The sequence below is a fragment of the Novosphingobium pentaromativorans US6-1 genome, from assembly GCF_000767465.1.
GTDB lineage: Bacteria > Pseudomonadota > Alphaproteobacteria > Sphingomonadales > Sphingomonadaceae > Novosphingobium > Novosphingobium pentaromativorans.
Genome location: NZ_CP009291.1, coordinates 1,945,919 through 1,971,086, shown reverse-complemented (window position 1 = coordinate 1,971,086; position 25,168 = coordinate 1,945,919). Strand labels below are relative to the sequence as shown.

The 25,168-nt window shown below is 65.2% G+C and carries 33 protein-coding genes; 26 read left to right on the top strand and 7 right to left on the bottom strand.

All coding sequences use genetic code 11. From position 1 onward, the window contains the following. Nucleotides 1-3 precede the first annotated feature (3 nt). The 3 genes from acpS to pyrE form a co-directional block, all read right to left on the bottom strand. Entirely contained in the window at nucleotides 4-432 is a 429-nt protein-coding gene (gene acpS / locus JI59_RS09150) for a holo-ACP synthase (protein ID WP_007013037.1), read from the bottom strand. 72 nt (nucleotides 433-504) lie between these two features. After that, nucleotides 505-1,245 carry a pyridoxine 5'-phosphate synthase gene (locus tag JI59_RS09145; protein ID WP_007013038.1) on the bottom strand — a complete coding sequence of 247 codons (741 nt, stop codon included), beginning with the start codon at nucleotides 1,243-1,245 and terminating at the stop codon, nucleotides 505-507. 35 nt (nucleotides 1,246-1,280) lie between these two features. Then, nucleotides 1,281-1,865: an orotate phosphoribosyltransferase gene (gene pyrE / locus JI59_RS09140; RefSeq protein ID WP_007013039.1), complete on the bottom strand. Its 585-nt coding sequence runs from the start codon at nucleotides 1,863-1,865 to the stop codon at nucleotides 1,281-1,283. Nucleotides 1,866-2,071: 206 nt separating this feature from the next. On the opposite strand from pyrE, the gene coxB reads away from it, so the two are divergent. The 16 genes from coxB (at nucleotide 2,072) to JI59_RS09065 (ending at nucleotide 13,896) form a co-directional block, all read left to right on the top strand. Continuing rightward, complete coding sequence (coxB, locus tag JI59_RS09135; RefSeq protein WP_007013040.1) at nucleotides 2,072-3,136, top strand: cytochrome c oxidase subunit II; 1,065 nt, start codon at nucleotides 2,072-2,074, stop codon at nucleotides 3,134-3,136. Between the two features lie 30 nt (nucleotides 3,137-3,166). Continuing rightward, nucleotides 3,167-4,852: a cytochrome c oxidase subunit I gene (gene ctaD / locus JI59_RS09130; RefSeq protein WP_007013041.1), complete on the top strand. Its 1,686-nt coding sequence runs from the start codon at nucleotides 3,167-3,169 to the stop codon at nucleotides 4,850-4,852. 129 nt (nucleotides 4,853-4,981) lie between these two features. Next, complete coding sequence (locus JI59_RS09125) at nucleotides 4,982-5,896, top strand: heme o synthase (RefSeq protein WP_038575886.1); 915 nt, start codon at nucleotides 4,982-4,984, stop codon at nucleotides 5,894-5,896. An 11-nt stretch (nucleotides 5,897-5,907) separates the two neighbouring features. Then, nucleotides 5,908-6,036, top strand: a complete 129-nt coding sequence (locus JI59_RS27985) for a hypothetical protein (RefSeq protein WP_007013044.1) — start codon at nucleotides 5,908-5,910, stop codon at nucleotides 6,034-6,036. Between the two features lie 5 nt (nucleotides 6,037-6,041). Further along, complete coding sequence (locus tag JI59_RS09120; protein WP_007013045.1) at nucleotides 6,042-6,632, top strand: cytochrome c oxidase assembly protein; 591 nt, start codon at nucleotides 6,042-6,044, stop codon at nucleotides 6,630-6,632. Between the two features lie 79 nt (nucleotides 6,633-6,711). Beyond that, nucleotides 6,712-7,533 carry a cytochrome c oxidase subunit 3 gene (locus JI59_RS09115; protein WP_038575883.1) on the top strand — a complete coding sequence of 274 codons (822 nt, stop codon included), beginning with the start codon at nucleotides 6,712-6,714 and terminating at the stop codon, nucleotides 7,531-7,533. Nucleotides 7,534-7,535: 2 nt separating this feature from the next. Continuing rightward, nucleotides 7,536-7,925 (top strand): DUF983 domain-containing protein, encoded by a 390-nt coding sequence (locus JI59_RS09110; protein WP_007013047.1) that lies wholly within the window; start codon nucleotides 7,536-7,538, stop codon nucleotides 7,923-7,925. 11 nt (nucleotides 7,926-7,936) lie between these two features. Beyond that, complete coding sequence (locus JI59_RS09105) at nucleotides 7,937-8,503, top strand: SURF1 family protein (RefSeq protein ID WP_007013048.1); 567 nt, start codon at nucleotides 7,937-7,939, stop codon at nucleotides 8,501-8,503. A 111-nt stretch (nucleotides 8,504-8,614) separates the two neighbouring features. Continuing rightward, nucleotides 8,615-10,018, top strand: coding sequence for a threonine synthase (gene thrC / locus JI59_RS09100; protein WP_007013049.1), 1,404 nt, complete (start codon nucleotides 8,615-8,617; stop codon nucleotides 10,016-10,018). After that, complete coding sequence (locus JI59_RS09095; protein ID WP_007013050.1) at nucleotides 10,018-10,908, top strand: class I SAM-dependent methyltransferase; 891 nt, start codon at nucleotides 10,018-10,020, stop codon at nucleotides 10,906-10,908. The genes thrC and JI59_RS09095 overlap by 1 nt, the downstream gene beginning before the upstream one ends. A gap of 8 nt (nucleotides 10,909-10,916) precedes the next feature. After that, a complete protein-coding gene (locus JI59_RS09090; protein WP_007013051.1) occupies nucleotides 10,917-11,288 on the top strand; it encodes a dihydroneopterin aldolase in 372 nt (123 codons plus the stop codon). A gap of 10 nt (nucleotides 11,289-11,298) precedes the next feature. Next, nucleotides 11,299-11,625: a Rossmann fold domain-containing protein gene (locus JI59_RS09085; protein WP_239000608.1), complete on the top strand. Its 327-nt coding sequence runs from the start codon at nucleotides 11,299-11,301 to the stop codon at nucleotides 11,623-11,625. Between the two features lie 9 nt (nucleotides 11,626-11,634). Continuing rightward, nucleotides 11,635-12,639, top strand: a complete 1,005-nt coding sequence (gene moaA / locus JI59_RS09080; RefSeq protein ID WP_007013053.1) for a GTP 3',8-cyclase MoaA — start codon at nucleotides 11,635-11,637, stop codon at nucleotides 12,637-12,639. Between the two features lie 5 nt (nucleotides 12,640-12,644). Next, the gene (locus JI59_RS09075) at nucleotides 12,645-12,887 is read left to right on the top strand and encodes a MoaD/ThiS family protein (protein ID WP_007013054.1); all 243 of its coding nucleotides are present in this window, start codon (nucleotides 12,645-12,647) and stop codon (nucleotides 12,885-12,887) included. 4 nt (nucleotides 12,888-12,891) lie between these two features. Then, nucleotides 12,892-13,350 carry a molybdenum cofactor biosynthesis protein MoaE gene (locus tag JI59_RS09070; RefSeq protein WP_007013055.1) on the top strand — a complete coding sequence of 153 codons (459 nt, stop codon included), beginning with the start codon at nucleotides 12,892-12,894 and terminating at the stop codon, nucleotides 13,348-13,350. A gap of 126 nt (nucleotides 13,351-13,476) precedes the next feature. Continuing rightward, nucleotides 13,477-13,896, top strand: a complete 420-nt coding sequence (locus JI59_RS09065) for a hypothetical protein (RefSeq protein ID WP_038577383.1) — start codon at nucleotides 13,477-13,479, stop codon at nucleotides 13,894-13,896. Nucleotides 13,897-13,988: 92 nt separating this feature from the next. Here the strand turns inward: JI59_RS09065 and JI59_RS09060 are convergent, their stop codons facing one another. Continuing rightward, complete coding sequence (locus JI59_RS09060; RefSeq protein WP_238532518.1) at nucleotides 13,989-14,648, bottom strand: hypothetical protein; 660 nt, start codon at nucleotides 14,646-14,648, stop codon at nucleotides 13,989-13,991. A 139-nt stretch (nucleotides 14,649-14,787) separates the two neighbouring features. Here JI59_RS09060 and rplU point away from each other — a divergent pair, with 139 nt between their 5' ends. From rplU to JI59_RS09040, 4 genes are all read left to right on the top strand, one after another. Beyond that, the gene (gene rplU / locus JI59_RS09055; protein WP_007013058.1) at nucleotides 14,788-15,084 is read left to right on the top strand and encodes a 50S ribosomal protein L21; all 297 of its coding nucleotides are present in this window, start codon (nucleotides 14,788-14,790) and stop codon (nucleotides 15,082-15,084) included. Between the two features lie 26 nt (nucleotides 15,085-15,110). Then, nucleotides 15,111-15,380, top strand: coding sequence for a 50S ribosomal protein L27 (rpmA, locus tag JI59_RS09050; protein WP_038575881.1), 270 nt, complete (start codon nucleotides 15,111-15,113; stop codon nucleotides 15,378-15,380). 259 nt (nucleotides 15,381-15,639) lie between these two features. After that, complete coding sequence (locus JI59_RS09045; RefSeq protein WP_038577379.1) at nucleotides 15,640-16,215, top strand: GNAT family N-acetyltransferase; 576 nt, start codon at nucleotides 15,640-15,642, stop codon at nucleotides 16,213-16,215. Nucleotides 16,216-16,452: 237 nt separating this feature from the next. Beyond that, nucleotides 16,453-17,004 carry a GNAT family N-acetyltransferase gene (locus tag JI59_RS09040; RefSeq protein ID WP_038575879.1) on the top strand — a complete coding sequence of 184 codons (552 nt, stop codon included), beginning with the start codon at nucleotides 16,453-16,455 and terminating at the stop codon, nucleotides 17,002-17,004. 41 nt (nucleotides 17,005-17,045) lie between these two features. Here JI59_RS09040 and ygfZ read toward each other — a convergent pair whose 3' ends face one another. Continuing rightward, entirely contained in the window at nucleotides 17,046-17,792 is a 747-nt protein-coding gene (ygfZ, locus tag JI59_RS09035; RefSeq protein ID WP_007013062.1) for a CAF17-like 4Fe-4S cluster assembly/insertion protein YgfZ, read from the bottom strand. 51 nt (nucleotides 17,793-17,843) lie between these two features. Beyond that, nucleotides 17,844-18,749, bottom strand: a complete 906-nt coding sequence (locus tag JI59_RS09030; RefSeq protein WP_007013063.1) for a LysR family transcriptional regulator — start codon at nucleotides 18,747-18,749, stop codon at nucleotides 17,844-17,846. 149 nt (nucleotides 18,750-18,898) lie between these two features. On the opposite strand from JI59_RS09030, the gene JI59_RS09025 reads away from it, so the two are divergent. From JI59_RS09025 to JI59_RS09010, 4 genes are all read left to right on the top strand, one after another. After that, nucleotides 18,899-19,597, top strand: a complete 699-nt coding sequence (locus JI59_RS09025; RefSeq protein ID WP_007013064.1) for a pirin family protein — start codon at nucleotides 18,899-18,901, stop codon at nucleotides 19,595-19,597. 43 nt (nucleotides 19,598-19,640) lie between these two features. Beyond that, the gene (locus tag JI59_RS09020) at nucleotides 19,641-20,219 is read left to right on the top strand and encodes a nitroreductase family protein (RefSeq protein ID WP_007013065.1); all 579 of its coding nucleotides are present in this window, start codon (nucleotides 19,641-19,643) and stop codon (nucleotides 20,217-20,219) included. Between the two features lie 218 nt (nucleotides 20,220-20,437). After that, nucleotides 20,438-21,118: an HPP family protein gene (locus JI59_RS09015; RefSeq protein ID WP_007013066.1), complete on the top strand. Its 681-nt coding sequence runs from the start codon at nucleotides 20,438-20,440 to the stop codon at nucleotides 21,116-21,118. Nucleotides 21,119-21,242: 124 nt separating this feature from the next. Continuing rightward, nucleotides 21,243-22,568: a dihydroorotase gene (locus tag JI59_RS09010; protein ID WP_007013067.1), complete on the top strand. Its 1,326-nt coding sequence runs from the start codon at nucleotides 21,243-21,245 to the stop codon at nucleotides 22,566-22,568. Nucleotides 22,569-22,595: 27 nt separating this feature from the next. Here JI59_RS09010 and rarD read toward each other — a convergent pair whose 3' ends face one another. Then, on the bottom strand, nucleotides 22,596-23,495 hold the full coding sequence (rarD, locus tag JI59_RS09005) for an EamA family transporter RarD (protein WP_007013068.1): 900 nt from the start codon (nucleotides 23,493-23,495) through the stop codon (nucleotides 22,596-22,598). A 209-nt stretch (nucleotides 23,496-23,704) separates the two neighbouring features. Between rarD and JI59_RS09000 the strand changes: the two genes are divergently transcribed. Continuing rightward, the gene (locus tag JI59_RS09000; RefSeq protein ID WP_007013069.1) at nucleotides 23,705-24,142 is read left to right on the top strand and encodes a glycine zipper 2TM domain-containing protein; all 438 of its coding nucleotides are present in this window, start codon (nucleotides 23,705-23,707) and stop codon (nucleotides 24,140-24,142) included. A gap of 306 nt (nucleotides 24,143-24,448) precedes the next feature. Continuing rightward, nucleotides 24,449-25,162 (top strand): hypothetical protein, encoded by a 714-nt coding sequence (locus tag JI59_RS08995; RefSeq protein WP_038575875.1) that lies wholly within the window; start codon nucleotides 24,449-24,451, stop codon nucleotides 25,160-25,162. The last annotated feature ends 6 nt before the right edge of the window (nucleotides 25,163-25,168 follow it).

Below are 25,168 nucleotides of genomic sequence, written 5' to 3'. Positions count from 1 at the left end.
AGTCTAGGAACCGGACGGGGCGGGAGCCGCCGCAAGCGGACGGGCCTCGATCACGACGAATGCCTGGGCCCATGGATGATCGTCGGTGAGCGTCAGGTGAACCACGGCCTCGTGACCGGCGGGAACCATCAGGTCGAGCCGGGCCTTCGCGCCGCCGGTGAGGGCAAGGGTAGGGGCGCCCGATTTCGCATTGATGACGCCGATGTCCTTCATGAACACCCCGGCCTTGAAGCCGGTGCCGACCGCCTTCGAATAGGCTTCCTTGGCCGCGAATCGCTTGGCGAGGGTCCCGGCCTTGGTGAACGGGCGGCGATTGGCCTTGGCCTGCTCGATTTCGGTGAAGACGCGCTTCTCGAAGCGCTCGCCGAAGCGGTCCAGCGAAGCCTGGATACGCTCGATGTTGCACAAGTCGGAACCCATTCCGATGATCACGACGCACTCTCCGTCCTGCGGCCGATATTGCAGCCGGCTTCCTTCCCCCGATGGTGGATCGGGGGCTTCAAGTCACCGGACTTCGTCCATCAGCGCGCGCATCCTGGTCACGCTCGCCTCGAGTCCGCAGAATATCGCCTCTCCGATGAGATAGTGTCCGATATTCAGTTCCGCGAGCTGCGGAATGGCTGCGATCGGCTGGACGTTCTCGTAAGTGAGGCCGTGTCCGGCATGGGGCTCGATGCCGTTCTTGGCAGCCAGCGCGGCCATGTCGACGATGCGCTTGAGTTCGATCGCGACCTGCTCGCCCTCTGCATGGGCATATTCGCCGGTATGGAATTCGACGATGGGCGCGCCCAGCTTCATCGCCGCTTCGATCTGCCGCGGATCCGGGGCGATGAACAGGCTCACCCGCACGCCTGCGTCCGACAGGCGCGAGACGATCGGGGCGAGCTGGTTGTGCAGTCCGGCTGCGTCGAGCCCGCCTTCGGTCGTGCGTTCTTCACGTTTTTCCGGGACGATGCAGGCTGCGTGCGGCTTGTGCCGCAGTGCGATCTCCAGCATTTCGTCGGTCGCTGCCATTTCGAGGTTGAGCGGCAGGCCGGTGGCGGCCTGCACGCGCACCAGGTCCTCGTCGCGGATGTGGCGGCGATCTTCGCGCAAGTGCACGGTGATGCCGTCACCCCCGGCCTGCGCGACGATCTGCGCCGCGCGTGCCGGATCCGGATGTTCGCCGCCGCGCGCATTGCGGATCGTGGCGACGTGATCGATGTTGACGCCTAGGCGCAGGCGCGAGGGGGTAAGGGCGTTCATCCGATAATCCTGGGGTTTTCCGGCGGGTCGAAGGGTCAGGGCTGGACGCGGCTGCCCGGCTTGATCGCGGGGGTCGCCGCCAGCTCGGGGGGCAGTTCGTCGTCGGCGTATGTCGGGAAGTTGATCTCGACGAGCGGGAAGTAAGGTACGCCCAGATCCACGGCGCCGCCCGAACGGTCGACCAGCGAGGCCGCCGCGATGACCCGGCCGCCTGCCGCCTCGATCGCCTTGATCGCCTCGCGCGAGGACTTGCCGGTGGTGACCACGTCCTCGACCATCAACACCCTGTCGCCGGGATCCAGTTCAAATCCACGGCGCAGCTCGAAAGTACCTTCCGGGCGTTCGACGAACATCGCGTCGACCTGCAGCGCGCGGCCCATCTCCTGGCCGATGATCACGCCGCCCATGGCCGGCGAGACGACCTTGTCGATCTGCTTGCGCACGTCGTGCGGCAGCTTGCTGGCGAGTGCGACGGCGAGTCGTCCGGCGCGGTCGGGATTCATCAGGACGCGCGCGCACTGCAGGTAATGTGCGCTGTGGCGGCCGGAGGAGAGCAGGAAGTGCCCCTCAAGCAATGCCTTGCTGGCGCGGAACTCTGCGAGGACTTCTTCTTCCTGCATTACGACCTATTCCTTCGATGCATATTTCATTGATCTGGCGCACCTTCGACACGCCGTTTGCCAAAAATTCCCCTAGAGGCGCTTGAGACACGCGGCAAGCGCGCGTATAGGCCCCGCGGAAGGGGGGCCTCCGGCTCCGCATCAGGGCGCGCGTATGCGGGGGCGACTCGCGTGCGCGGATTTGGAAAACGGAAGCGCAAAAAAATATGAATTTGGGCAAAACCGCACGCGCCGCGAGCCATACCGCAAAGGCTCTGGGCCTGTCCCTTGGAAGCATCATGGCTGCCGGAGTCATGGCACCCCAGGCGGCTCTCGCCGCCGCGGCATCCGAACCTGCCGCCGCCGCGACTGCGGACGCCGCCGCTTCTGCCGGCAGCTACACGCCGATGGCCCCGACCCCGGGGATCGGCATGCCCGTCGACAGCGGCATCGGCTTCCAGCAGCAGTTCTCCAAGCTCGGCGAATATGGCGAGTGGATCCACAACTCGGTGCTGCTGCCGATCATCGCCGTGATCACCGTCTTTGTGCTGCTGCTGCTCGTCGTCATCGTCGTGCGCTTCAACCGCCGCGCCAACCCGGTACCTTCGAAGACCAGCCACAACACGCTGCTCGAAGTGGTCTGGACGCTGGTCCCCGTGCTGGTCCTCATCGGCATCGCGGTTCCCTCGATCGACCTGCTGGCCAAGCAGTACAAGCCTGCCCCGAAGGGCGCGCTGACCATCAAGGTCACCGGCAACCAGTGGTTCTGGACCTACGGCTATCCCGACAATGGCGAGTTCGAGGTCGTCTCGAACATGCTCAACATCCCGGGCCAGCCGACCATCAACAACGGCGTGCGCGAAGTCGGTTCCGAGCCCTGGGACGGTCCTTCGCACCTCGAGGTCGACAACCGCATGGTCGTCCCCGTCGGTGAACCGATCCGTCTGCAGATCACTGCGTCCGACGTGATTCACTCGTTCGCCGTGCCTTCGCTCTGGTTCAAGCTGGACGCGGTTCCGGGCCGGATCAACGAGAAGGTCCTCTTCGTCGAGAAGCCCGGCGTCTATTACGGCCAGTGCTCCGAGCTTTGCGGCGCCAAGCACGGTTACATGCCGATCGCGGTCGAGGCTCTGCCGCGCGACAAGTACGACGCCTGGGTGCTGACGCATGCCGGCGGCAAGATCGACGGTCAGGCGACCGCCGCATCCGAGACCGATTACCTGCCGGGTGAAGAGCCCGCCGGCGAAGCGTCGGAGGCTCCGGCCGCCGAAGCCACTGCTGCCGCCGAATAAGCCCGCATTCAAGGACAGGGTCACCAGAACATGGCAACCACAGCCCCAGAACATTTCCCGGCGCACTCTGACGATCACGCGCACGACCATGACCACAAGCCGGGCTTCTTCGCCCGCTGGTTCATGTCCACCAACCACAAGGACATCGGCACGATGTACCTGATCTTCGCGATCATCGCGGGGATCGTGGGCGGTGCCTTCTCCGGCATGATGCGCGTCGAACTGGCGCAGCCGGGCATCCAGTACCTGGACACTTTCGCAAAGTGGTTCGGTGCGGTTAACCCGGACTTCAACTCGACGCTGCACGTCTGGAACGTGCTGATCACCGCGCACGGCCTGATCATGGTCTTCTTCATGGTCATGCCCGCGATCATCGGCGGCTTCGGCAACTGGTTCGTCCCGATCATGATCGGCGCGCCGGACATGGCCTTCCCGCGCATGAACAACATCTCGTTCTGGCTGACCGTCGCGGGCTTCTGCTCGCTGCTGTGCTCCGCCTTCGTGCCGGGCGGCACGGGCCTGGGCGCCGGCACCGGCTGGACCGTCTATGCTCCGCTGTCGACCACCGGCTCGCCCGGACCCGCCGTCGACTTCGGCATCTTCGCGCTGCACCTTTCCGGTGCCGGCTCGATCATGGGCGCGATCAACTTCATCACCACCATCTTCAACATGCGTGCGCCTGGCATGACCATGCACAAGATGCCGCTGTTCGTGTGGTCGGTGCTCGTCACGGCCTTCCTGCTGCTGCTCGCGCTGCCGGTTCTCGCCGCCGCGATCACCATGCTGCTGACCGACCGCAACTTCGGCACCACCTTCTTCGATCCTTCGGGCGGTGGCGATCCGGTCCTGTACCAGCACCTGTTCTGGTTCTTCGGCCACCCCGAAGTGTACATCATGATCCTGCCGGGCTTCGGCATCATCTCGCAGATCGTCTCGACCTTCTCGAAGAAGCCGGTGTTCGGCTACCTCGGCATGGCCTACGCCATGGTCGCGATCGGCGTGGTCGGTTTCATCGTGTGGGCGCACCACATGTACACCACCGGCCTTTCGGTTAACACGAAGATGTACTTCACCGCGGCGACCATGGTCATCGCAGTTCCGACCGGCATCAAGATCTTCTCGTGGATCGCGACGATGTGGGGTGGCTCGATCACCTTCAAGTCGCCGATGGTCTGGGCGATCGGCTTCATCTTCCTGTTTACCGTCGGCGGCGTGACCGGCGTCGTTCTCGCCAACGGCGGCATCGACGACAACCTGCACGACACCTACTACGTCGTGGCGCACTTCCACTACGTGCTCTCGCTGGGTGCAGTGACCGCGCTCTTCGCCGGGTTCTACTACTGGTTCCCGAAGATGAGCGGCCGCATGCACTCCGAGTTCCTGGCGCATGTCCACTTCTGGGTGTTCTTCATCGGCGTGAACCTGATCTTCTTCCCGATGCACTTCCTCGGGCTGCAGGGCATGCCGCGTCGCTACCCCGACTACGCCGAGGCCTATGCGCACTGGAACCAGGTCGCGACCGACGGCTACATGATCATGGCTGCTTCGCTGGTGATCTGGTTCGCCAACATTGCCTACGCGTTCGTCGCCGGCAAGAAGGCGGAAGACAACTACTGGGGCGAAGGCGCGACCACGCTCGAGTGGACGCTCTCGAGCCCGCCGCCGTTCCACCAGTTCGAGACGCTTCCGGTTATCGAGGAAGTGCATCACCACTGAGAACGCAACCGCGCGCCATTGCGGGTATGAACGAAGCAATCCAGAGCCTCCTTCGCGAGCCGCTCTGGATTGCTTCGGCGCATTGGCGCCTCGCAATGTTGTCCCTTGTGAGTGTAAGATCCTAAGACCATGTCCGTGACGAGTCCCAGTTCCGTGCAGCAGCTCCCGGCCGATTGGCGCGATCTCTTCGCGCTGACCAAGCCGCGCGTGATGAGCCTTGTGATCTTCACCGGACTGTGCGGTCTGCTCGCCGCGCCCGAGCGGATTCACCCGGTCCTCGCCTTTACCGCGATCCTTTGCATCGCGCTTGGCGCGGGCGGAGCCGCGGCGCTCAACCAGTGGTGGGAAGCCGATCTCGACGCCGGCATGAAGCGCACCGCGATGCGGCCGCTGCCGCAAGGACGGCTGGACCGCACGACTGCGCGCGACTTCGGCGGCATGCTGTGCGCAGCCTCGGTTTTCCTGATGGGCTTCGCGATCGGCTGGCTGGCTGCTGCGATCCTGGCGCTCTCGATCTTCTATTACGCCGTCATCTACACGATGTGGCTCAAGCCGCGTACGCCGCAGAACATCGTCATCGGCGGCGGAGCAGGGGCCTTCCCGCCGCTGATCGGCTGGGTTGCCGCCACCGGGCACATCACCCTGATGCCGGTCGTGCTCTTTGCCATCATCTTCATGTGGACCCCGCCGCACTTCTGGGCGCTCGCGCTCTTCGTGAAGAGCGACTACGCCAAGATCGGCATTCCGATGATGCCGGTCGTCGCGGGTGAGAAATCCACCCGCCGGCAGATCCTCGCCTATGCAATCCTGCTCCTGCCGCTCAGCGTCGTGCCCTGGTGGATCGGCGGCGCGCATGCGATCTACGGCGTCAGCGCCATCGTCCTGTCCACGCTGTTCCTTGCGTTGTCTGTCCGTGTCGGCCTGCGCGAGAAGGACGGGCCGGAAGACACGATGAAACCGGAAAAGCAGCTCTTCGCCTATTCGGTGATCTATCTCTTCGCACTCTTCGCAGCGCTCGTCGTCGACCGCTTCGTGGTCATCTGAGGACCTCATCCATGGCCGATAACGATCCCGCTCCGCGCACGCCCGAGCAAATCCGCAAGAGCCGCAACAAGGTTCTTGCCCTCAGTCTTGCCGCTTTCGTCATTCTCGTGTTCTTCATCTCGATCGCCAAGATGAGCTGAACGCGATGACGGCCGCGACCCAGCAGCAACGCAGCAACAAGAAGACTGCCTTGATCGCACTTGCGATCGCGCTGGGGATGCTCGGCCTGGGTTACGCCTCGGTACCGCTATACCGGATCTTCTGCCAGGTCACCGGCTACGGCGGCACGACCAAGCGGGTCGATGCGTCACAGGCGGCTTCCATCAAGGATAGCGGCCGCACGATCACGGTGCGCTTCGATGCCAATGTCGCGCGGGACATGCCCTGGCAATTCAAGCCGCTGCAGGTCACCGACACCGTCTCCATCGGTGCGCGCGACATGGCGCTTTTCTGGGCGAAGAACGATTCGGACCAGACCGTGACCGGCACCGCCAGCTTTAACGTGGAGCCGGAGCAGGCTGCAAAATATTTCAACAAGATCCAGTGCTTCTGCTTCACCGAACAGACCCTGAAACCGGGCGAGGAAGTGCGCATGCCGGTGCTCTATTACATAGATCCGGCCATTCTTGACGATCCCGACAACAAGGACGTTGAGCTGATCACGCTCAGCTATACGTTCCACGTCACATCGATCGGGGATGCAAAGACACTGGACCGCGAACAAACTGGCGGTTAAGGGCCGCATGGGAAACCTGCGTGCCGGCCCCGCCGGATGCGCTCGTGTGACAAATTCGATAAACGGGGACGAAGGCACCATGGCCGGTACCAAGCACCACGATTACCATATTCTTCCGCCGGACATCGTTCCGCTGGCGACTACAATCGGCGCCTTCACCTTCACCTCGGGCATGGTTCTGTTCATGCACGACATGCCGGGCGGCCACTTCGTGCCGTGGCTCGGCATGGCGCTGCTGCTGGCCTCTATGTTCGCCTGGTTCTCGAAAATCGTGAAGGAAGCGCATGCCGGCGATCACACGCCCGTCGTGCAGCTCCACCAGCGCTACGGCATGATCCTGTTCATCGCTTCGGAAGTGATGTTCTTCGTCGGCTGGTTCTGGGCCTTTTTCGACTTCTCGCTGTTCCCCTCGACGATTTCCGAGGTGGTGGCGGGGCAATGGCCGCCCAAGGCAATCGAAGCGGTCATGGATCCCTTCGACCTGCCGCTGCTCAACACCCTGATCCTGCTCTGCTCGGGCACGACCGTCACCTGGGCGCATCACGCGCTGATCCACGGTGACCGCGACGGCCTGAAGAAGGGCCTCTGGGCAACCGTGCTGCTTGGCCTGCTGTTCACCTCGATCCAGGCCTACGAGTACGTCCACGCCCCGTTCCCCTTCGGCCAGAACACTTACGGCTCTGCCTTTTATATGGCGACCGGGTTCCACGGCTTCCACGTCATCATCGGCACGATCATGCTGATCGTGTGCCTCGTGCGCGCCCACAAGGGTGACTTCACCCCGCGCCAGCACTTCGGCTTCGAAGCGGCGGCATGGTACTGGCACTTCGTCGACGTCGTGTGGCTGTTCCTCTTCGTCGCAGTCTACATCTGGGGCGGCTGGGGCTACCCGACGCACTGATCATGGCTGACGGCCACGAATCGAACACTGGAGGGCAGCCGGAGATCGCTTCGGCTGCCCTTTTCGGTCTTTGCCCCAAGTGCGGCGCGCGATCCCTGTTCGCAGGGATGGCCTCGTTCGCCCCGCGGTGCCGCGCTTGCGGGCTTGATTACGCGCAGTTCAACGTCGGTGACGGGCCGGCTGCCTTTCTCACCCTGATCGTGGGCGCGATGATCGCCGTTCTTGCGATCTGGCTGCAGCTCTCGTTCGATCCGCCGTTCTGGGTGCATGCCCTGCTGTGGATTCCGCTGACGACGTTACTGGTCATCGGCGGGCTGCGAATCGCCAAGGCCTGGCTGCTCGGCGCCGAGTATCGCCGCCGCGCCGGTGAAGGCCGGCTCAAGGAAGACTGACGGGAGCCCCCATGCGCAAAATTCCGATTCTCGCGACGCTGGTCGTGCTGGTGGCGGCCACGATCATGGTCAGCCTCGGTCTCTGGCAGCTCCAGCGCCTGCACCGGAAGGAAGCCCTGCTGGCGCACTACGCGCAGGCGCGCAGCAATGCCGAGGAAGTCCTCTGGCCGCGCGACGAGGCTGCGCAGACCGACCTGCTCTATCGTCATGCCCGGCTGACCTGCGAGGGCGTGACCGAGCATTCCAGCATGGCCGGGCGCAATGCCTCGGGCGAATCGGGTGCGGCACAGACCGCGCGTTGCATGCTGCCCGACGGCGCCAAGGCACTGGTCGTGCTGGGCTGGTCGCGCCAGCCCAATGCCGCGGCCAACTGGCAGGGCGGCATTGTCCACGGGGTGATCGCGCCGGGGCCGCGCCTCGTCGCCAATCCGCCGCTAGACGGGCTGGAGGCCAATGCCATCCCCGATCCTTCGGAAATCCCGAACAACCACTTCTCCTACGCAATCCAGTGGTTCTTCTTCGCCGCGACTGCCCTTGTGATCTACGTGCTGGCAGTGATGAAGCGCGCGCGGGGTTAGGGAAGGGCCCAGATCGCCTTTTCGATTTGACCGATCGGGAGGCGGCCAACGCGGCGACAATCTCATGCGAGGATTGCGTAAGGCGCGCTCCCCCGCTAACCGCGCATTCCCATGGACTACATCAGCACTCGCGGCAGCGCTCCGGCGCTCGATTTCGAAGGCGCAACGCTCGCCGGTCTCGCTTCGGACGGCGGCCTCTACGTGCCGCGCGAATGGCCGCGCTTCTCACACGACGAGATCGTCGCCATGGCGGGCCTGCCTTATGCGCAGCTGGCCGCGAAGATCATGTTTCCCTTCGTCGAGGGCAGCCTCACCCATGAGCGCCTGCTCGAACTGACGAGCGAGGCCTACGGCCGCTTTGCCCACAAGGCGGTGACACCGCTCAAGCAGTTCGACGAACAGCAGTGGCTGCTGGAACTGTTCCACGGCCCGACGCTCGCGTTCAAGGACGTGGCGCTGCAACTGCTCGGCCTGCTCTTCGAGGAGTTCCTTTCGCGTTCCGAGCGCAACCTGACGATCGTCGGCGCGACTTCGGGCGACACCGGCTCGGCCGCCATCGATGCCGTCGCTGGCCGCGCCAAGGTCGACATCTTCATGCTGCACCCCAAGGGCCGCGTGTCCGACGTGCAGCGCCGCCAGATGACGACGGTGCTGGCGCCCAACGTCCACAACCTTGCGCTTGAAGATGCCAGCTTCGACGATGCCCAGGCGATCGTGAAGCGCATGTTCAACGACAAGGGCATGACCGACCGCTTCGCCATCGGCGCTGTCAACTCGATCAACTGGGCACGCCTGATGGCGCAGGTGGTGTATTACTTCGCGGCCGGGCTGCAGCTCGGCGCGCCGCACCGCAAGGTCGCCTTCTCGGTCCCGACCGGCAACTTCGGCGATGTCTTCGCCGGCTATGTCGCGGCGCAGATGGGCCTGCCGATCGAGAAGCTGATCGTGGCCACCAACGTGAACGACATTCTCCACCGCGCGCTTGCCAATGGCGATTATTCGCAGGGCACGGTGACGCCCACTGCGGCGCCGTCGATGGACATCCAGGTCTCGTCGAACTTCGAACGCCTGCTGTTCGACCTGGGCGGACGCGACGGCAAGGCGCTGGCCGAGCAGATGGCCGGCTTCGAATCGACCAAGGCGATGCAGCTGACCAATGCGCAGCGCCAGGGCGCCGCGGCACTGTTCCAGTCCGCGCGTGCCGATGCCGACGAGATGGCCTCGACGATCCGCTGGGCCTGGGAGAATTGCGGCGAGCTGATCGATCCGCACACCGCCTGCGGCCTTTTCGCCGCACGCCACTCGGGTATCGACGCCTCGATCCCGGTCGTCACGCTGGCGACCGCGCACCCGGCCAAGTTCCCCGAAGCGGTCGAGCGCGCTACCGGCCACCGTCCGGGTCTGCCCGAACGCGTGGGAGACCTGTTCGAGCGAGAGGAGCGCTCCACGTCGCTGCCCGGCTCGTTCGAGGCGGTTGCCGAATTCGTCGCCCAGCACGCCGCGCCCAAGGTCTGATGGCAGACATCGCCACCCAACCCCTGATCCTTTCGGGAGAAGGCTGGGAGGACTACGGCCTTGTCGATTCGGGGCAGGGCCGCAAGCTCGAGCGCTACGGCGACTACCGCTTCATCCGCCCCGAGCCGCAGGCGATGTGGACGCCGCGCCTCGCAAACTGGGACGCGCACGGCGAATTCGTGCCCGGCTCTGACGAGGACGGCGGTGGCAGGTGGCAGTTCGACAAGCCCGTCCCGCGCGATGGGTGGCCGCTCGCCTGGAATGAGGTCTCGTTCACCGCACAGTGCACGCCGTTCCGCCATCTCGGATTTTTCCCCGACATGGCGCCGGTGTGGGACTGGATGCGCACCATGCTGGCCGGACGCGAGGATGCCAGCACGCTCAACCTCTTCGGTTATACCGGGGTGGGTACGCTGGCGCTTTCCGCGCATGGGCAGGTCACGCACGTCGATGCCTCCAAGAAGTCGGTAGCCCAGGCGCGAGAGAACGCCGCGCTCGCCGGGCTGGAGGATCGTCCGGTGCGCTGGCTGGTCGACGATGCCGCCAAGTTCGCCGCGCGCGAGGTGCGCCGCGAAAAGCGCTACGACGGGATCATCCTCGATCCGCCCAAGTTCGGCCGCGGACCGGGCGGCGAGACCTGGCGCCTGGAGGAAGGCCTCCCAGGCCTGCTCGGCGATTGCCGCAAGCTGCTCGACAGCGAAAGCCGGTTTCTCTTTCTCACCGTCTATGCGGTGCGCATGTCCTCCCTCGCCCTTGCCGGGCTGATGGGCGAACTTTTCGCCGACCTTCCCGGTTCGATCGAGCATGGCGACCTGGCCGTTCGCGAGGACGGGCAGGATGGGCGATTGCTGCCCACTGCCATATTCGCGCGCTGGTCCAATCCCGGCTAAGGGACGCCATGGCTGATTCGCTTACACTTCAGATCGATGACTTCGAGGTCGATGTCCTGACGGGTATCTATTCGGAGGAGACCGGCAAGCCGCAGCCGCTGCGTTTCTCGATCATGGTGCAGATGAAGCCGGCCGATCGCTACACGCCGGACACGCCGCTCAGCGAAAGCAAGAACTACATGGACCTCAAGTTCGCGGCGTCCGAAGCGCTGCCGTCGGGGGTTCACTTCAAGCTCATCGAGGCGGTTGCCGATCACGTTTGCGAGACCCTGTTCCTGCAGGATGCGCGCGTGGAGGCGGTGACGGTCAAGATCGTCAAGCTCGCGATCAGCGAGGCCGGCGAGAAGATCGGCATGACCCTGCACCGGGAGCGGCGCTGAGGTGCAGGACGTGCTGCGTGTCGGACCGCTCCCGGAGGAGCCGCTTGCCGCAGCAGCCGATTTCCATGCCCGGCTGCTGCCCGGGATCGAAGCGGCGCTGCGCGGCGGGGCCGATCCGCTGACCATTGTCTTCCTGCCTGCCGGCCACGCACATCGCGGTTGGCGGCTCGCCGCGATCCAGTCGCTCGCCCGCACTTTCGCGCCTTCGCGGGTCAATGCGGTAGAGAGCGACGGAGAGGCGGAGATCGCCGCCGCGCTCGACTGGCTGGGGGATGCGGCAGGCGTTACCGGGCAAATCTTGACACTGGATGGTACTGGCGCGGGTCCGGTGTTATAACCCTTCACAATGACAAAGCTCGCGCCTCTTGTTGACCAGTTCCAGCGGCGGATAACCTATCTTCGCATGTCGATGACCGACCGCTGCGATTTGCGCTGCGCCTATTGCATGCCCGAGCGAATGACTTTCCTGCCGCGCAAGGACGTCCTCAGTCTCGAGGAACTGCACGATCTCGCTCTCGGCTTCATCGACCGGGGCATTACCAAGCTGCGCCTCACCGGGGGCGAGCCGCTGGTGAGGCGCGACATGATGGAACTCGTTCATGCACTCGGCCGCAAGATCGGGGACGGGCTCGAGGAATTGACCCTCACTACCAATGGAACCCGTCTCTCCGAGTTTGCCGACGATCTTTTCGCATTCGGTGTGCGGCGCATCAACGTCTCGCTCGACACGCTCGACCGTGAGACTTTCACCAGGCTCGCGCGCCGCGATTCGCTGCCGCAGGTGCTCGAAGGGCTGGCAGCGGCGAAGGCCGCGGGCCTCAAGGTCAAGCTCAACACGGTCGCGCTCAAGGGCGTGAACGAGGATCACATCGCCGATGTCGTCGCATGGGCACACGGCCAGGGCTTCGATGCCACGCTGATCGAGGTGATGCCGCTGGGCGAGGTCGAGGAAGACCGCTTCGACCACTACCTGCCGCTCGTCGCCGTGCGCGATTCGCTGGAGAAGCGCTGGTCGCTCAGTCCCAGCGATCACCGCAGCGGGGGCCCGGCGCGCTATTTCGACGTTGCCGAGACCGGCGGAAGGCTGGGCCTGATCACGCCGCTCACCAACAATTTCTGCGACGGGTGCAACCGGATCCGCGTTACCGCGACCGGCCAGCTCTATGCCTGCCTCGGTGGCAACGAGCGGGTCGACCTGCGCGCGGCACTGCGCAGCGAAGACCCTGAGGCGGCGCTGTCCGAAGCGCTCGACGTGGCGATGCGGATCAAGCCCGCTCGCCATCATTTCGTAATTGAGGAACCAGGCGCGGCCCCGGCACTTTCCCGTCATATGTCCATGACAGGAGGCTGACTTCGATGTCGCTCAATCTCGTTTTCCTCGGCCGGCTTGAGGATGTAGCCGGTCGCGGAAAGCTTTCTGTGCCGGTGATGCCCTGTATCGATGCCGTGATCGATTCGCTCGATCCGCAACTGGGCCAGGCGCTGAAGGCGCCCAGGGTGAAGCTCGCGGTCAACGGGATCCTGGTGCAGGATACCGATGCGCCAGTCCTCAAGGATGGCGATGAGATCGCTTTCCTGCCGCCGGTATCGGGCGGCTGAAGCAATGGGCTGCGAGAATCGTTCGGACGTTCGCCTGCTGGCCTCGCCCTTCGCTGCGGCGGAGGAGATCGCTGCGTTCGCAGGGCGCCATCCCGAATCGGGCGGCGTCGTCAGTTTCATCGGCCAGGTGCGCGATGGCGACGGCGTCGAGGCGCTTGAATTGCAGCATTACGATCCGCTGACCCTGCCGGCGATGGAGAAGCTTGCCGAACGCGTGCATCGGCGCTGGGAACTCGACGGTCTGCTGATCGTCCACCGCAGCGGCGTCATGGCGCCGGGCGATCCGATCGTGCTGGTCGGTGCCGCTTCCCGTCATCGCCGCGATGCCTTCGCCGCGGCCGACTACGCGATGGATCACCTCAAGAGCGAATCGTGGTTCTGGAAGCGTGAAAAGCGCGGCAGCGAATGGCATTGGATCGAGCCGCGCGAGCAGGACTTCGAAGATATCGCCCGCTGGGGCTGACGGGAGCGCGCGGCTGGAAAAGGCCCTTCGCGAAAAAAGTTTCACGCCGCTTTCGCGAATTGACCGCCGTCAAACAAATCGCCTGCCTGCCGAAGCATGGTCGCCTCCAAGAAGGAGATCAGCACCATGTCGCAGCGTTTGTCCCATGAACAACTCCAGCAACTTGCCCGAATCACCGACGCGCCGGCGCGCACCAGGGTGGAGCGCAATTTCGGTCTGCCGACCGGGCTCTATGTTGCGACAGTGGCGCTCTATCTCGGCTTCATCGGGGTCATGGCCAGCTTGTTCCTCAATCCGGAACTCGCCATCCCGATGGTCATCTTTGCCGGCTTCGTGGTCTTTGCCTTCGGCCTTGCCGGCTACTGGGCGAAGATGAAGCCCGACAATGATACCGCACCGCTGACATGGGGGCAGTTCGGCAGTCGCGGTATCGATACTCTGAGCGGAAGGCTGACCGCAAGCGAGGCGGCGATACAGGTCCTCATGCTGCCCGTGCTGATCCTGGGCTGGGGCCTGGCCGTTGCGGTCATCGTGGCCATCACCTGAGCCGGGGGGCTTTCAGGTTCCATCTTCGGATGGTCGTTCGGAGACCCCTCCCTCGCAAGAGGGAGGGGTTTTCGCATGTCCGGGAAGCTGCTTCAGCTGCGCAGGCGCGCGGCGAGGCTTTCGATCACGCCGTCCTGACGCGCGACGATGTCGCTGACCTGGGTGCGGGACTTCTCGATGGCCTGGGCGCTGGGCGAGGGTTCGAGCGGGGCGGCATCGCGCGCCTCGGCATAGAGCGTGTCAAGTTCGGCGAGCGGGGCCACGGTCGCCCCGCGGCGCGATTCGAGGGCGGCGAGGGCGATCTGCGCCGTGGCCCAGCTGTCGCTGGTGACGGCCGCGCCGGCGGCGCCAGCAACGGCGCGCTCGGCAGGGCCCTGCTGCTCCTTGAACTGCGCGTCGGTCTGTTGCGCGGCGGCGACCAGCCCGTCGAGCCGGGTGACAAGGTCTGCGCTGGCCGGGGGCAGGGCGGGCTCCTCGGGCGTCTGCTCGCCGGCGATCGGCGTGGCGGAGCCGCCGATTCGCTCGACGTCGCGCTGGGCGAGCGAGGGATAGCCGCTGGTGGTGGAACAGGCCGCCAGCACGGCGGGCAGGGCGGCGGACAGGAACAGGCGTTCAGTTGCGCGGATCATGGCCCTGCCATAGCACGGGATGGCCCCCGCGCGAGGGGGGAAACGCGAGGTCGTCGGTGCAGGGCAATTGCCTTCAATCGCCAGACTCTGGTTGACACGACTCAGGCCTTGGACTAACGGCACGCACTCTTTCCGGCCCCCGCATCAGGTGGGGTGTCCGGCGCGTCGCCCGCAAGGCTCCACGGTTCTTCCTGGACCAGAGCGGCCGGGGCAAGGTTGTTTCGGCTCGTTTTCGGGCAATTTGAGATTAGGTAAGGGCACCATGTTCGCAGTTGTGCGCACGGGCGGCAAGCAATACCGGGTTGCCGCCGGAGACAAGATCGCGGTCGAAAAGCTGGCTGGTGAAGCCGGTGAGACCATTACCCTGGGCGACGTTCTGCTCGCAGGCAAGGACGGCGAAGTTGCTGACGCCTCGAAGATCAAGGTTTCGGCCGAGATCATCGCTCAGGCCAAGAGCGAGAAGGTCATGGTGTTCAAGAAGCGCCGTCGTCACAACTACCGTCGCAAGAACGGCCACCGCCAGCAGATGACCCTGCTGCGCATCGTGTCGGTCGGCTGAGCCCAGACTTCGGAAGGAACTGAGCAATGGCACATAAGAAAGCAGGCGGCTCGTCGCGTAACGGTCGCGACTCAGCAGGTCGCCGCCTCGGCGTGAAGAAGTTCGGCGGTCAGGAAGTGATCGGCGGCAACATCATCGTGCGTCAGCGCGGCACCCGCGTGTACCCGGGCGTGAACGTAGGCATGGGCAAGGATCACACCCTGTTCGCCACCGCCGAAGGTCGCGTGCGCTTCCACGACGGCAAGCAGGGCCGCAAATACGTCTCCGTAGACGTAATGGCTGAAGCCGCCGAATAATCGGATGGTCTTGCAAAGGGCCATCCTGACGGGATGGCCCCCGCCGGACTGCACAAGTCCGGCAGAATGAGGGAGAGGGCCCCTGCCCGTCTCCCTCTTTTCGTATCTCCCTCTCCCGTTGCCCGTATCGAGCCGATGCGGATGCATTTTCCGCAATTGTCCAATCCGCGGCGGCATCCTTGTGCTTGAGGACTCGGGCGTAACGTCAATGTCACGTGCCTGCGCTATGCGGGCCCGGGACTGATGAGTGGAGACCGAAGTGTTCATTCGCAGCGATAGGCTGTTCCTGCGCCCGGCCTGGCCGGAAGACCTGCAGGAGCTGGAAACATTGATCGCGCACGACAGCGCTGCATGCAATCTTGCCAGCACGTGCTGGCCGTGCGCCCACGACGATGCCCTGCGCTTCGTCACGCATGAGCAGGCTCACGCCCTGCCGCAGTTCGTCATCACCGTTCCCGGTGCCGACGGTGCCCTGATTGTTGGCTGCGTCGGCCTCGCCCGCCGCGACGACGATGTGGAGCTGTATTACTGGATTGCACGCGAGCAGCGTGGCCGGGGCTATGCCCGCGAAGCCGTGAAGGCGGTTGTGGAACTGGCATGGTCGCTTGGCCATGCGCGAATCGTCGCCAACCATTTCGTCGACAGTCCGGCTTCGGGCCGTGTCCTGCACGGTGCGGGTTTCCGGCGAACCGGACGCGTTGCCGAGCGTTACAGCGCTGTGCACAAGCGGGTTTTCCCGGCCCGGGAATATGTCCTGGCCCCGGCAGGCTCGGGCGGCTTTGACGATGAAATGAATGGCTTGGCGGCAAACGAAGACCAAAAGTGTGCCGCCTGACGGGTCTTGCGCGGCCGCGTCCCGCTCCGGGGCGCGGTTCCCGCAAGATTTTTGCTGAAATTCCGGCTGGAATGTTGGATAAGGGGATGCCCTGAGGCAGATTGCCATAATTTCTTAATGTGGCGCGGTCAGGGTTAAAAAGGGAGAGAGTTCGGCCTGAACCCGATTGGGCGTACCGCTGCGTGCCAATCAGGAAAAGCTGAAATCACGGGACATATAATTACGGAGAACCGTGAAATGTTCGTCCGCACGGAGAGACTGTTTTTAAGACCCGGTTGGCCTGAAGACCTTGAGGATCTGCTCGAGGTGTTCGAGGATGACGATGTCCAGCCGGACGCCTACTTCGCGCCTTTGCCGCGCACGGCCGGAGAAGTGCGCGAGTTTCTCGAGCGCCCTCGCGATCCGCGCTTGCCCCATTTCGTCATGTACCTGCGATCCGCCAGGGGTGCGGAACTGGTAGGCGGAATCGGCTTTGCCCGCGAAGGCGACCGCATCGAGATGGGCTATTGGATCGTCCCGCGCTTCCGCGGCCGCGGCTATGCGGCAGAAGCAGTGCGTGCAGTCCTGAACCAGGCCCGCACGCTTGGCTATCGCAAGGTTTACGCGAATCACTTCGTGGACAACAGCGCGCCGGCCAAGGCACTCGAATCTGCCGGATTCCACGATACCGGACGGGTCCATTCGCTCTACCGCGCCGGGTTGGGCATGGAAACCACCGCGCGGATCTACGTGGCAGAACTCGAACGCCGCACGAGCCCGTGCGTCCAACCGACCCTGGTGTCACTCTGAAGCGAGGGGCCTGCGGCGACTGACAGTTGCCGCGCGCAGGGTCATGCCTCGAGCTTGAGCCAGCCCGGCCAGCGGGCGGCCGCGATGCTGTCCGTCCTTGCATGGTCCACGGCAAGGCCGAGGTCGGGATAGGCGATCCGCTGCCGCTTCTCGTCCGATTCGGCCAGAGGCAGCACGATCAGGCGGCGATTGACCTTCTGGCGCCAGTTCATGCGCGCGGTGTTTTCCTGACCGACGTAACAGCCCTTCGCGAAACTCACGCCGTGCAGCTCGGCGGCGTTGCATTCCAGCCAGAGCGTCGTGCCATCGCCCAGTTCCGCCCGGCCTTCCGTCACCCCGAAACGCAGGCGGTGCGCGCGCCACGCTTCGTCGGCGCTTTCCAGCTCATGCTCGTCGGTCGTGTCGATGGAGGAAATCCAGCGCTCGCCCAGCGCCGCCAGGCGCGGGTCGGGGGCGGCGCCGTCGCCCACATGGGGGCGCCAGTGTACGGCCAGCTTCTCGTCGCGGGCAATGTCGATGGCGCGGCGCAGCCGATACATCGAGAGGCGCCTGGCCAGGGCATCGGCGAATTCCGCCTCGCAATCGATCAGCAGGTCCTTGCCCGAGGGCCAGACGATGAAATCGAACAGGACCTTGCCCTGCGGAGAGAGCAGGCCCGCCCACACCGGGAGCTTGCCCTTGATATCGGAAGTGACGAGGCCCTGAAGGAAATCGGCGACATCTTCGCCTGAATTTTCGCGGGGGGAGAGCCGCAGCACGGCGCGCTCGAATAGACGTGTCGCTGACATGCCCCCCAAGATGAGTATTTCTGCGAAGTCGGCAAGGGCTTGCAGGCATTTTTACACGCCCGGGGAAAGCCTCTCGCGGACCTCGTCGAGGACCCAGAGCGCAGCGGGGCCGGGCGGGCAGTCCTTGCGCCACAAGGCGACCAGCGAATAGTCGAGCGGGGGGCGCTCCGGCAGGTGCAGTTCGACAAGCGCGCCGCTTTCGAGGTCGGCCGTCACGGCATGGCGGGGCATCGAGCCCCAGCCGATCCCTTCCTTGAGCAGCACGTGCTTGGCTCCGAGATCGGCAAGCCGCCAGGTGCGGGGGCTGAACACGGAAAAATCGCGCCCCGCGGTCAGCGGTGAGCGGTCGGTGAGGACGAGTTGCAGGTGTTTGCGCGATTCGCCCGGTGCGATCGCCTCTGCACGGGCGAGGGGATGGGAAGGCGCGGCAACCGGGACCATTTCCACCGAGCCCACGGTTTCGCGTTGCAGTTCCGGCAGGTCCTGGATGTCCGGTCCGGCGATGGCGAGGGTTGCCTTGCCATCGAGAATGAGGCTTGCGACCGCGCCCAGCGCCTCGACATGCAGGCGCAGGGGCACACTCGGGAACATTACCTGGAAGGCGCCAAGCAACGAGGCGAGGACGGGGCCGGGAACCATGACATCGACTGCCAGCGAAAGTTCCGGTTCCAGCCCCTGGCGCAGGCTTCGCACTTTGGCGAGGAGGGCATCGACGTCGTCGGAAATGGCGATGGCCTCGGTCAACAGCGCCTTGCCGGCTTCTGTCAACTGCGGCTTGCGCGATCCCTCGCGGTCGAACAGCGTCACGTCGAGTTGGCTTTCGAGTTGCGAGATGGCGTAGCTGACCACCGAGATGGCCCGGCCGAGCTTCTTTGCGGCGCGGTTGAAGCTGCCTTCGTCGACCACGGCAAGGAAGCAGCGCAAGTGATCGAGGCTGGGCGGGGCGATATCGGGCATGGAACCTCTTTCGTTCGACTTTTTCGAACATTTCAGTCGATTTTATCACAATTATCCGAGATGCCTGCAAGGCCTATCTGAGGCGCGAACACTGGCCGGACCTGCAAGTGCAGCGGCCGTCAACGCCTTCAGAGAAAGGAGTGCAAGCGATGATTGAACTCCGCCCCTTCGACACGATCGGGGCCGCCAACCATGGCTGGCTCGATGCGCATCATCACTTCTCCTTTGCCGACTATCACGATCCGGCGCGGACCAACTGGGGCCGTCTCAGGGTCTGGAACGACGATACCATCGCTCCCCGGTCCGGGTTTCCGCCGCATCCGCATCGCGACATGGAAATCGTCACTTATGTCCGCACCGGAGCGATCACCCACCAGGACAGCCTCGGCAACAAGGGCCGCACCGGCGCCGGCGACGTCCAGGTGATGAGCGCGGGTTCGGGCATCGTCCATTCCGAGTTCAATCTCGAGGACGAGGATACGACCGTGTTCCAGATCTGGATCCTGCCCGACGAGCGTGGCGGAGATCCGGACTGGGGCGCACGTCCCTTCCCCAAGGACGACCGCGCCGGCCGCTTCGTCACGCTCGCCAGCGGCAAGGCCGGCGACGAGGACGCGCTGCCGATCCGCGCCGATGCCCGCGTGCTGGGCGCGACGGTGAAGGCAGGCGACAGCGTGACTTACGCGACGGCCGCGGGCCGCCATGCCTATCTCGTGCCCGCTACCGGCCGCATCCGCGTCGGCGATGTCGAGGCGAATGCCCGCGACGGGGTTGCCGTGACCGGAATCGATACCATTACCGTAACTGCACTCGAGGATGCCGAACTGGTTCTCGTCGATGCAGCCTGAAGCCTCCCACTCTCCCAACAAATTCCATTTGAAGGATCAAGACATGACCGGACGCATTGCCCATCCGAAGATCGAAAAGCTGATTGTCGAGCGCTGGTCCCCCCGCGCGTTCGACGGCAGCGAGATTCCGCAGGAAGACCTCGATGTAATCCTCGAAGCTGCCGGCTGGGCTCCCTCGGCCTACAACGTGCAGCCCTGGACCTTCCTCTATGCCCGCAAGGGCGACGCCAACTGGGACCTGCTGCTCTCGCAGCTCGTCGAATTCAACCAGGGCTGGGCGAAGGAAGCCTCGGCGCTCGTCTTCGTCGTTTCCGACAAGTACATGCGCTCGGACAAGGGCAACTCCGACAACCACAGCCACAGCTTCGACGCAGGCGCTGCCTGGGCCCTGGCCGCCATCCAGGCACAGGCCATGGGCTATCACACCCACGGCATGACCGGCATCAAGTTCGGCGAGGCTGAAGCCGCGCTGGGCATCCCCGAGGATCACCGCCTCGAAGCCGCATTCGTCATCGGCCGCAAGGGCCCGAAGGAAGCACTGCCCGAGTTCCTGCAGGAGCGCGAAGTCGCGGTCGGCCGCAAGCCGGTTTCCGAGATCGTTCGCGCCGGCAAGTTCGCCTGATCCTCAGGCGCTGACCCTACCCCTCAGAGGCGTTCCGACCCTTCCCCTCCCCCACATCGGAACGCTTCGACCGACCCGGTCTGCCTCGCGGCAGGCCGGGTCTTTTTCGTGGGATGGCGACGGACGGCGGCGTCTTGACGAAGGGTCAAAGTCTCAGCTGGGCATACCAAAGAAGATCTCGCTGGCCGCCTTGGGGCGCAGCGGGCACAGGGCGCACCATGCTTGGATGGCTCCGAAACCTTGCCGCGCCGGTACCGCAGGCGGCGGTCGGTCACCTTGGCTGGCTGCGCGGCGCGCTGGGGGCGGCGCTGGCGATTGCGCTGGCCGCCGGGCTGACGGCCATGCTGCTGGGTGTCAGCGCACTTCCCCTGCCGCTGCCGCTGCTCGTCGCGCCGCTCGGGGCTTCGGCGGTGCTTGTCTTCTGCGTTCCGGCCAGCCCGCTGGCACAGCCGTGGCCGGTGATCGGCGGCGACCTGGTTTCCGCTGCGGTAGGACTGGCCGTTGGCCATGCGGTCGGCGTACCATGGCTGGCCGCGAGCATCGCACTGGGCATCGCGATCGCGCTGATGTCGCTGCTGCGCTGCCTGCATCCGCCGGGCGGTGCCTGCGCGCTTCTTTATGCGCTGGGCGCGGCAGGCGCAGAGCATTGGCAATGGGCCTGGATCGGCTCCATCGCCGCCAATGTCGCGGCGCTGGCGGCGACCGGATGGCTCTACAACAATATGACCGGGCATCCCTGGCCGCACGTTCCGGTGCGCGTCCCGCCGCCGCTTGCGCCCGCCTATACCCGCGACGACATCGAAACGGTCCTGGCCGACTGGAACGAGGTGCTCGACGTCGACATCGACGATCTCGATGCGTTCTGCCAGGCGCTCCTGCGCAAGGGGCGGGGCGGCTAGGCGTCAATCGCCTGCTCATCCTTGCGCACGCGGCCCGGGACGCCTAGTTCCCGGCTGTGGGCCGAACCGGTGCTTGCGCCGGAATCGACCCGAGCCCGTCCATGTCACCAGTAAAGAGGCCCCCATGACCGCCAGCGCACCCGAACTCGTCCTTTCAGGCGGCACGGTCCACACGCCCAACGGCTCCGGCGTCGCCGACGTCGCGGTGCGCGACGGCAAGATCGTCGGCGTGGGCAGCTATCCCGATGCCGAGCGGCGGATCGACTGCACCGGGCTCGATGTGCTGCCCGGCGTGATCGACAGCCAGGTCCACTTCCGCGAGCCGGGCCTCGAGCACAAGGAAGACCTCGAGAGCGGCAGCCGCGCCGCTGTGATGGGCGGCATTACCGCCGTCTTCGAGATGCCCAACACCTCGCCCAACACCGACAGCGTGATGCGCGTGCACGACAAGCTCGATCGCGCCCGTCACCGCATGTACTGCGACCACGCCTTCTACGTCGGCGCAACGGCGGAAAATGCCGAGGAATTGGGCGAGCTGGAGCGCATACCGGGCACGGCCGGCGTCAAGATCTTCATGGGCGCCTCGACCGGCAGCCTGCTCGTCGCCGAGGATGAGCAGCTTGCCCGCGTGCTGGCCCACGGCCGCCGCCGCGTAGCCATCCATGCCGAGGACGAGGAGCGCATGAACGCGCGCAAGCACTTGCGCGTCGAGGGCGATCCCTCCAGCCACCCGGTGTGGCGCGACGACGAGAGCGCGATGCTGGCGACGAAGCGCATCCTGCGCTTGGCGCGCGAAGCGAAGCGTCCGATTCACATCCTGCACGTCACCACCCCGGCCGAACTGGAGCTGATCGCCCAGCACCGCGATGTGGCGACTTGCGAAGTGACGCCGCAGCACCTCACGCTGGCGGCCGAGGACGCCTACCCGCGCCTGGGCTCCTATGCCCAGATGAACCCGCCGATCCGCTCTTCCGAACATGTCGCGGGCCTGTGGCACTGGTTGCGCCAGGGCGTGCCCGACGTCATCGGTTCGGATCACGCGCCGCACACCAAGGAAGAAAAGGCGAAGACTTATCCGAACAGCCCCTCGGGGATGCCCGGCGTGCAGACCCTGCTGCCGCTGATGCTGGATCATGTCGCCAAGGGCAACATGACGCTGGAGCGCCTGATCGACATGACTTCCAGCGGGGTGCAGCGGGTCTTCGGGCTCGTCGGCAAGGGCCGTATCGCCACCGGCTATGACGCCGACTTCACCGTGGTCGACCGCAAGGGCACTTTCACGATCAGCGAGGACTGGGTGGAAAGCCGCTGCGGCTGGTCGCCCTTCACCGGGATGGAACTGCAGGGCCGAGTCGTCGGCACGATCATCCGCGGCCATTCGGCAATGTGGGAAGGCCAGCTTGCCAATGCCGCCCGCGGCGAAGCGCTGCGCTTCGCCGGCGCGCTCTGATCGATCGGTGAAAGCGCGCGGCGGCGGTCAGGCCGGCGCGCGCTTCGACAGCAGGTCCCAGCAGAACGCCGCGATGGCGGCCCAGATCAGCACGAAGCAGGCCATCTGCACGGGCTTGAGCGGTTCGTGGAAAACGAACAGGCCGATCAGGAACAGGCCGGTCGGCGTCACGAACTGGATGAAGCCGAGCGTCGAGAAATCCAGCCGCCGCGCCGCCGAGGCGAACAGCAGCAGCGGTGTGCCGGTCAGGATTCCCGCCAGTGGCAGCAGCAGGTTGAGCTTGAGCGACGTGCCCATGGCCAGCCCCTCGGGCGTCAACGCCTGCCATGCCAACAGGCCGAGCGCGGGCGGCAGCAGCACCAGCGTCTCGATGGTCAGGCCGGGCAGGGCGTCCACCGGGGCCAGCTTGCGGGTCAGGCCATAGCCGCAGAAGCTCATGGCCAGCACGAGGCTGATCCACAAGGTATCCAGCGCCCCCAGCGAGAGGATGGCGACGCCGCAGGTAGCCAGGATCACCGCCACCCACTGCAGGCGTGACAGCTTCTCGCGCAGGAACAGCGTTCCGGCCAGCACGTTGAGCAGCGGGTTGATATAGTATCCAAGGCTGGCGGCGAGCACATGGCCGTGGAGTACGGATATGACGTAAACCAGCCAGTTGGTCCCGATCAGCAGCCCGCTCACGGTCAGCGCGCCGAGGATCCGGGGTTGCCTCAGTGCATCGTGAAGCTGCTTGCCCTGGCGCAGCAGCACCGTCACCACCACGCAGAAGGGCAGGGTGAACAGCAGGCGCCAGGCGACCACCTCGAAGGGGGACACCGCCTTGAGCAGCGCGAAGTACAGCGGGAAGAGGCACCAGATGCCATAAGCGGCGAACGCCTGGGGCAAGCCGCCGGTACGGGGCGCGGGCGGAACAGTGGAAACGGTCATCGCGGGGGAACTCGGTTGGGGGGCAGCGCTGCATAAATGCCGGAAATGCGCGCAGCAAGCGGTTCGTCGCGGCCAGGACCTCGGCTCGTCGATATTACCAAATCTGACAGCCGTGTTGCAGCCCGTTCAGGTTCAATACTCTAAAGATGAATGCGTACCGCGGATCGCGCCTCCCAACACGGCCCCTCCGCCATCGCAGGAGAAACGACATGAACGCATTCATCAAGGCAACCGCCCTCGCTGCCGCGACCGCCAGCCTCGCCACCGCTGTCCCGGCCATGGCCGCGCCCAGCTATGCGCCGAGTTCGGCCTCGGACTTCCGCGCGCCCGGTGAGCAGACTTACGAGCACAGCCGCCGCTACTCGCGCGAGGATTATCGTCGCGGCTACCGCGGCGACTACCGCAGCTATCGCAACTACGGCGAGCCGGTCTATCGCAACACCCGCGTGTGGCGCGGCGACAATGGCCGCTACTACTGCCGCAAGCAGAACGGCACCACCGGCCTGCTGATCGGCGGCGCGGCAGGCGCGCTGCTCGGCCGGGAAGTCGACGGCGGTTACGACCGCACCGCCGGCACCCTGATCGGCGGCGTCGTGGGCGCCCTGATCGGCCGGGAAGTCGACCGTGGCGGCAACCGCTGCCGCTGATAGCGCCGCCCCCTGCCGATTGAGACACCCCGCGCGGACGGCGACGCGCGGGGGAACCGTCCGGTCTTGTGCTTCACGTTCTGCCGGGCGGGAGGGCGCCTGCGGCTTGTCCGCGGGCGCCCTCGAAGTTTGCGTCCTAAACACTTGGCCAGCGACCCTTCCCGGAATGGGACGCCGCCGCGATTGGCGGGGCCCAAGCCTCGTTTTTCCTTCCTTTTCACCGTATTGAACGGCCAAAGACGGCGACTTGGCGCGATGCCCGGGCGCTGGCATCCTGTCCGCTTGCGGCAAGGAAGGAACAAGAAGATGAAGAACTCCGCCCGTTTCATGGTGTTGGGCCTTGCAGGTTCGCTGCTGCTTGCCGGTTGCAATTCGGACAAGAAGCAGCCCGAGGGCGCCGAAACCGATCCGGCCATGAGCGGCGCGCTGGGCGACCAGATCATGGTCGATCCGGAGATGACCGGGCAGGATGGCGCGGCGCTGGGCGCGAACGGCGGCCAGATCACGCTTCCGCCTGCAGAACGCTCGCCCGAAGCGATCGCGGCAGCCAAGGCCGATGCGGCGGACGTCGCCGGCGGCAAGCTGACCGACATTCCGCAGCCGACCAAGGGCAGCGCCGCAGCGCTCACCGAAACCGCGGCAACCGCGGCTCAAGTGGCCGCCGCTGCCAGGACCGCGCACACCGATTGCGCGGCCAAGGTGCAGTACTCGAACACCTGGGCGGCCCGCCTCCCTGCCGAGATCCCGGTCTATCCGCGCGGCGCGGTGCAGGAAGCGGCCGGCACCGACAGCGACGGCTGCGCCTTGCGCGTGGTCAACTACGCGACGCCGGTATCGCCCGAGGATGTGGTGAGCTTCTACTACACGATGGCCAACAAGGCCGGCTACGGCGCGCAATACCGTCTCGACGGCGACGATCACGTCGTCGGCGGGCGCAAGGGCGGCAAGGCCTATGTCGTCTATGCCCGCAAGTTGGGCTCGGGCGTGACCGAGGTCGATCTCGTTACCAGCGGGAAGTAAGCGCCA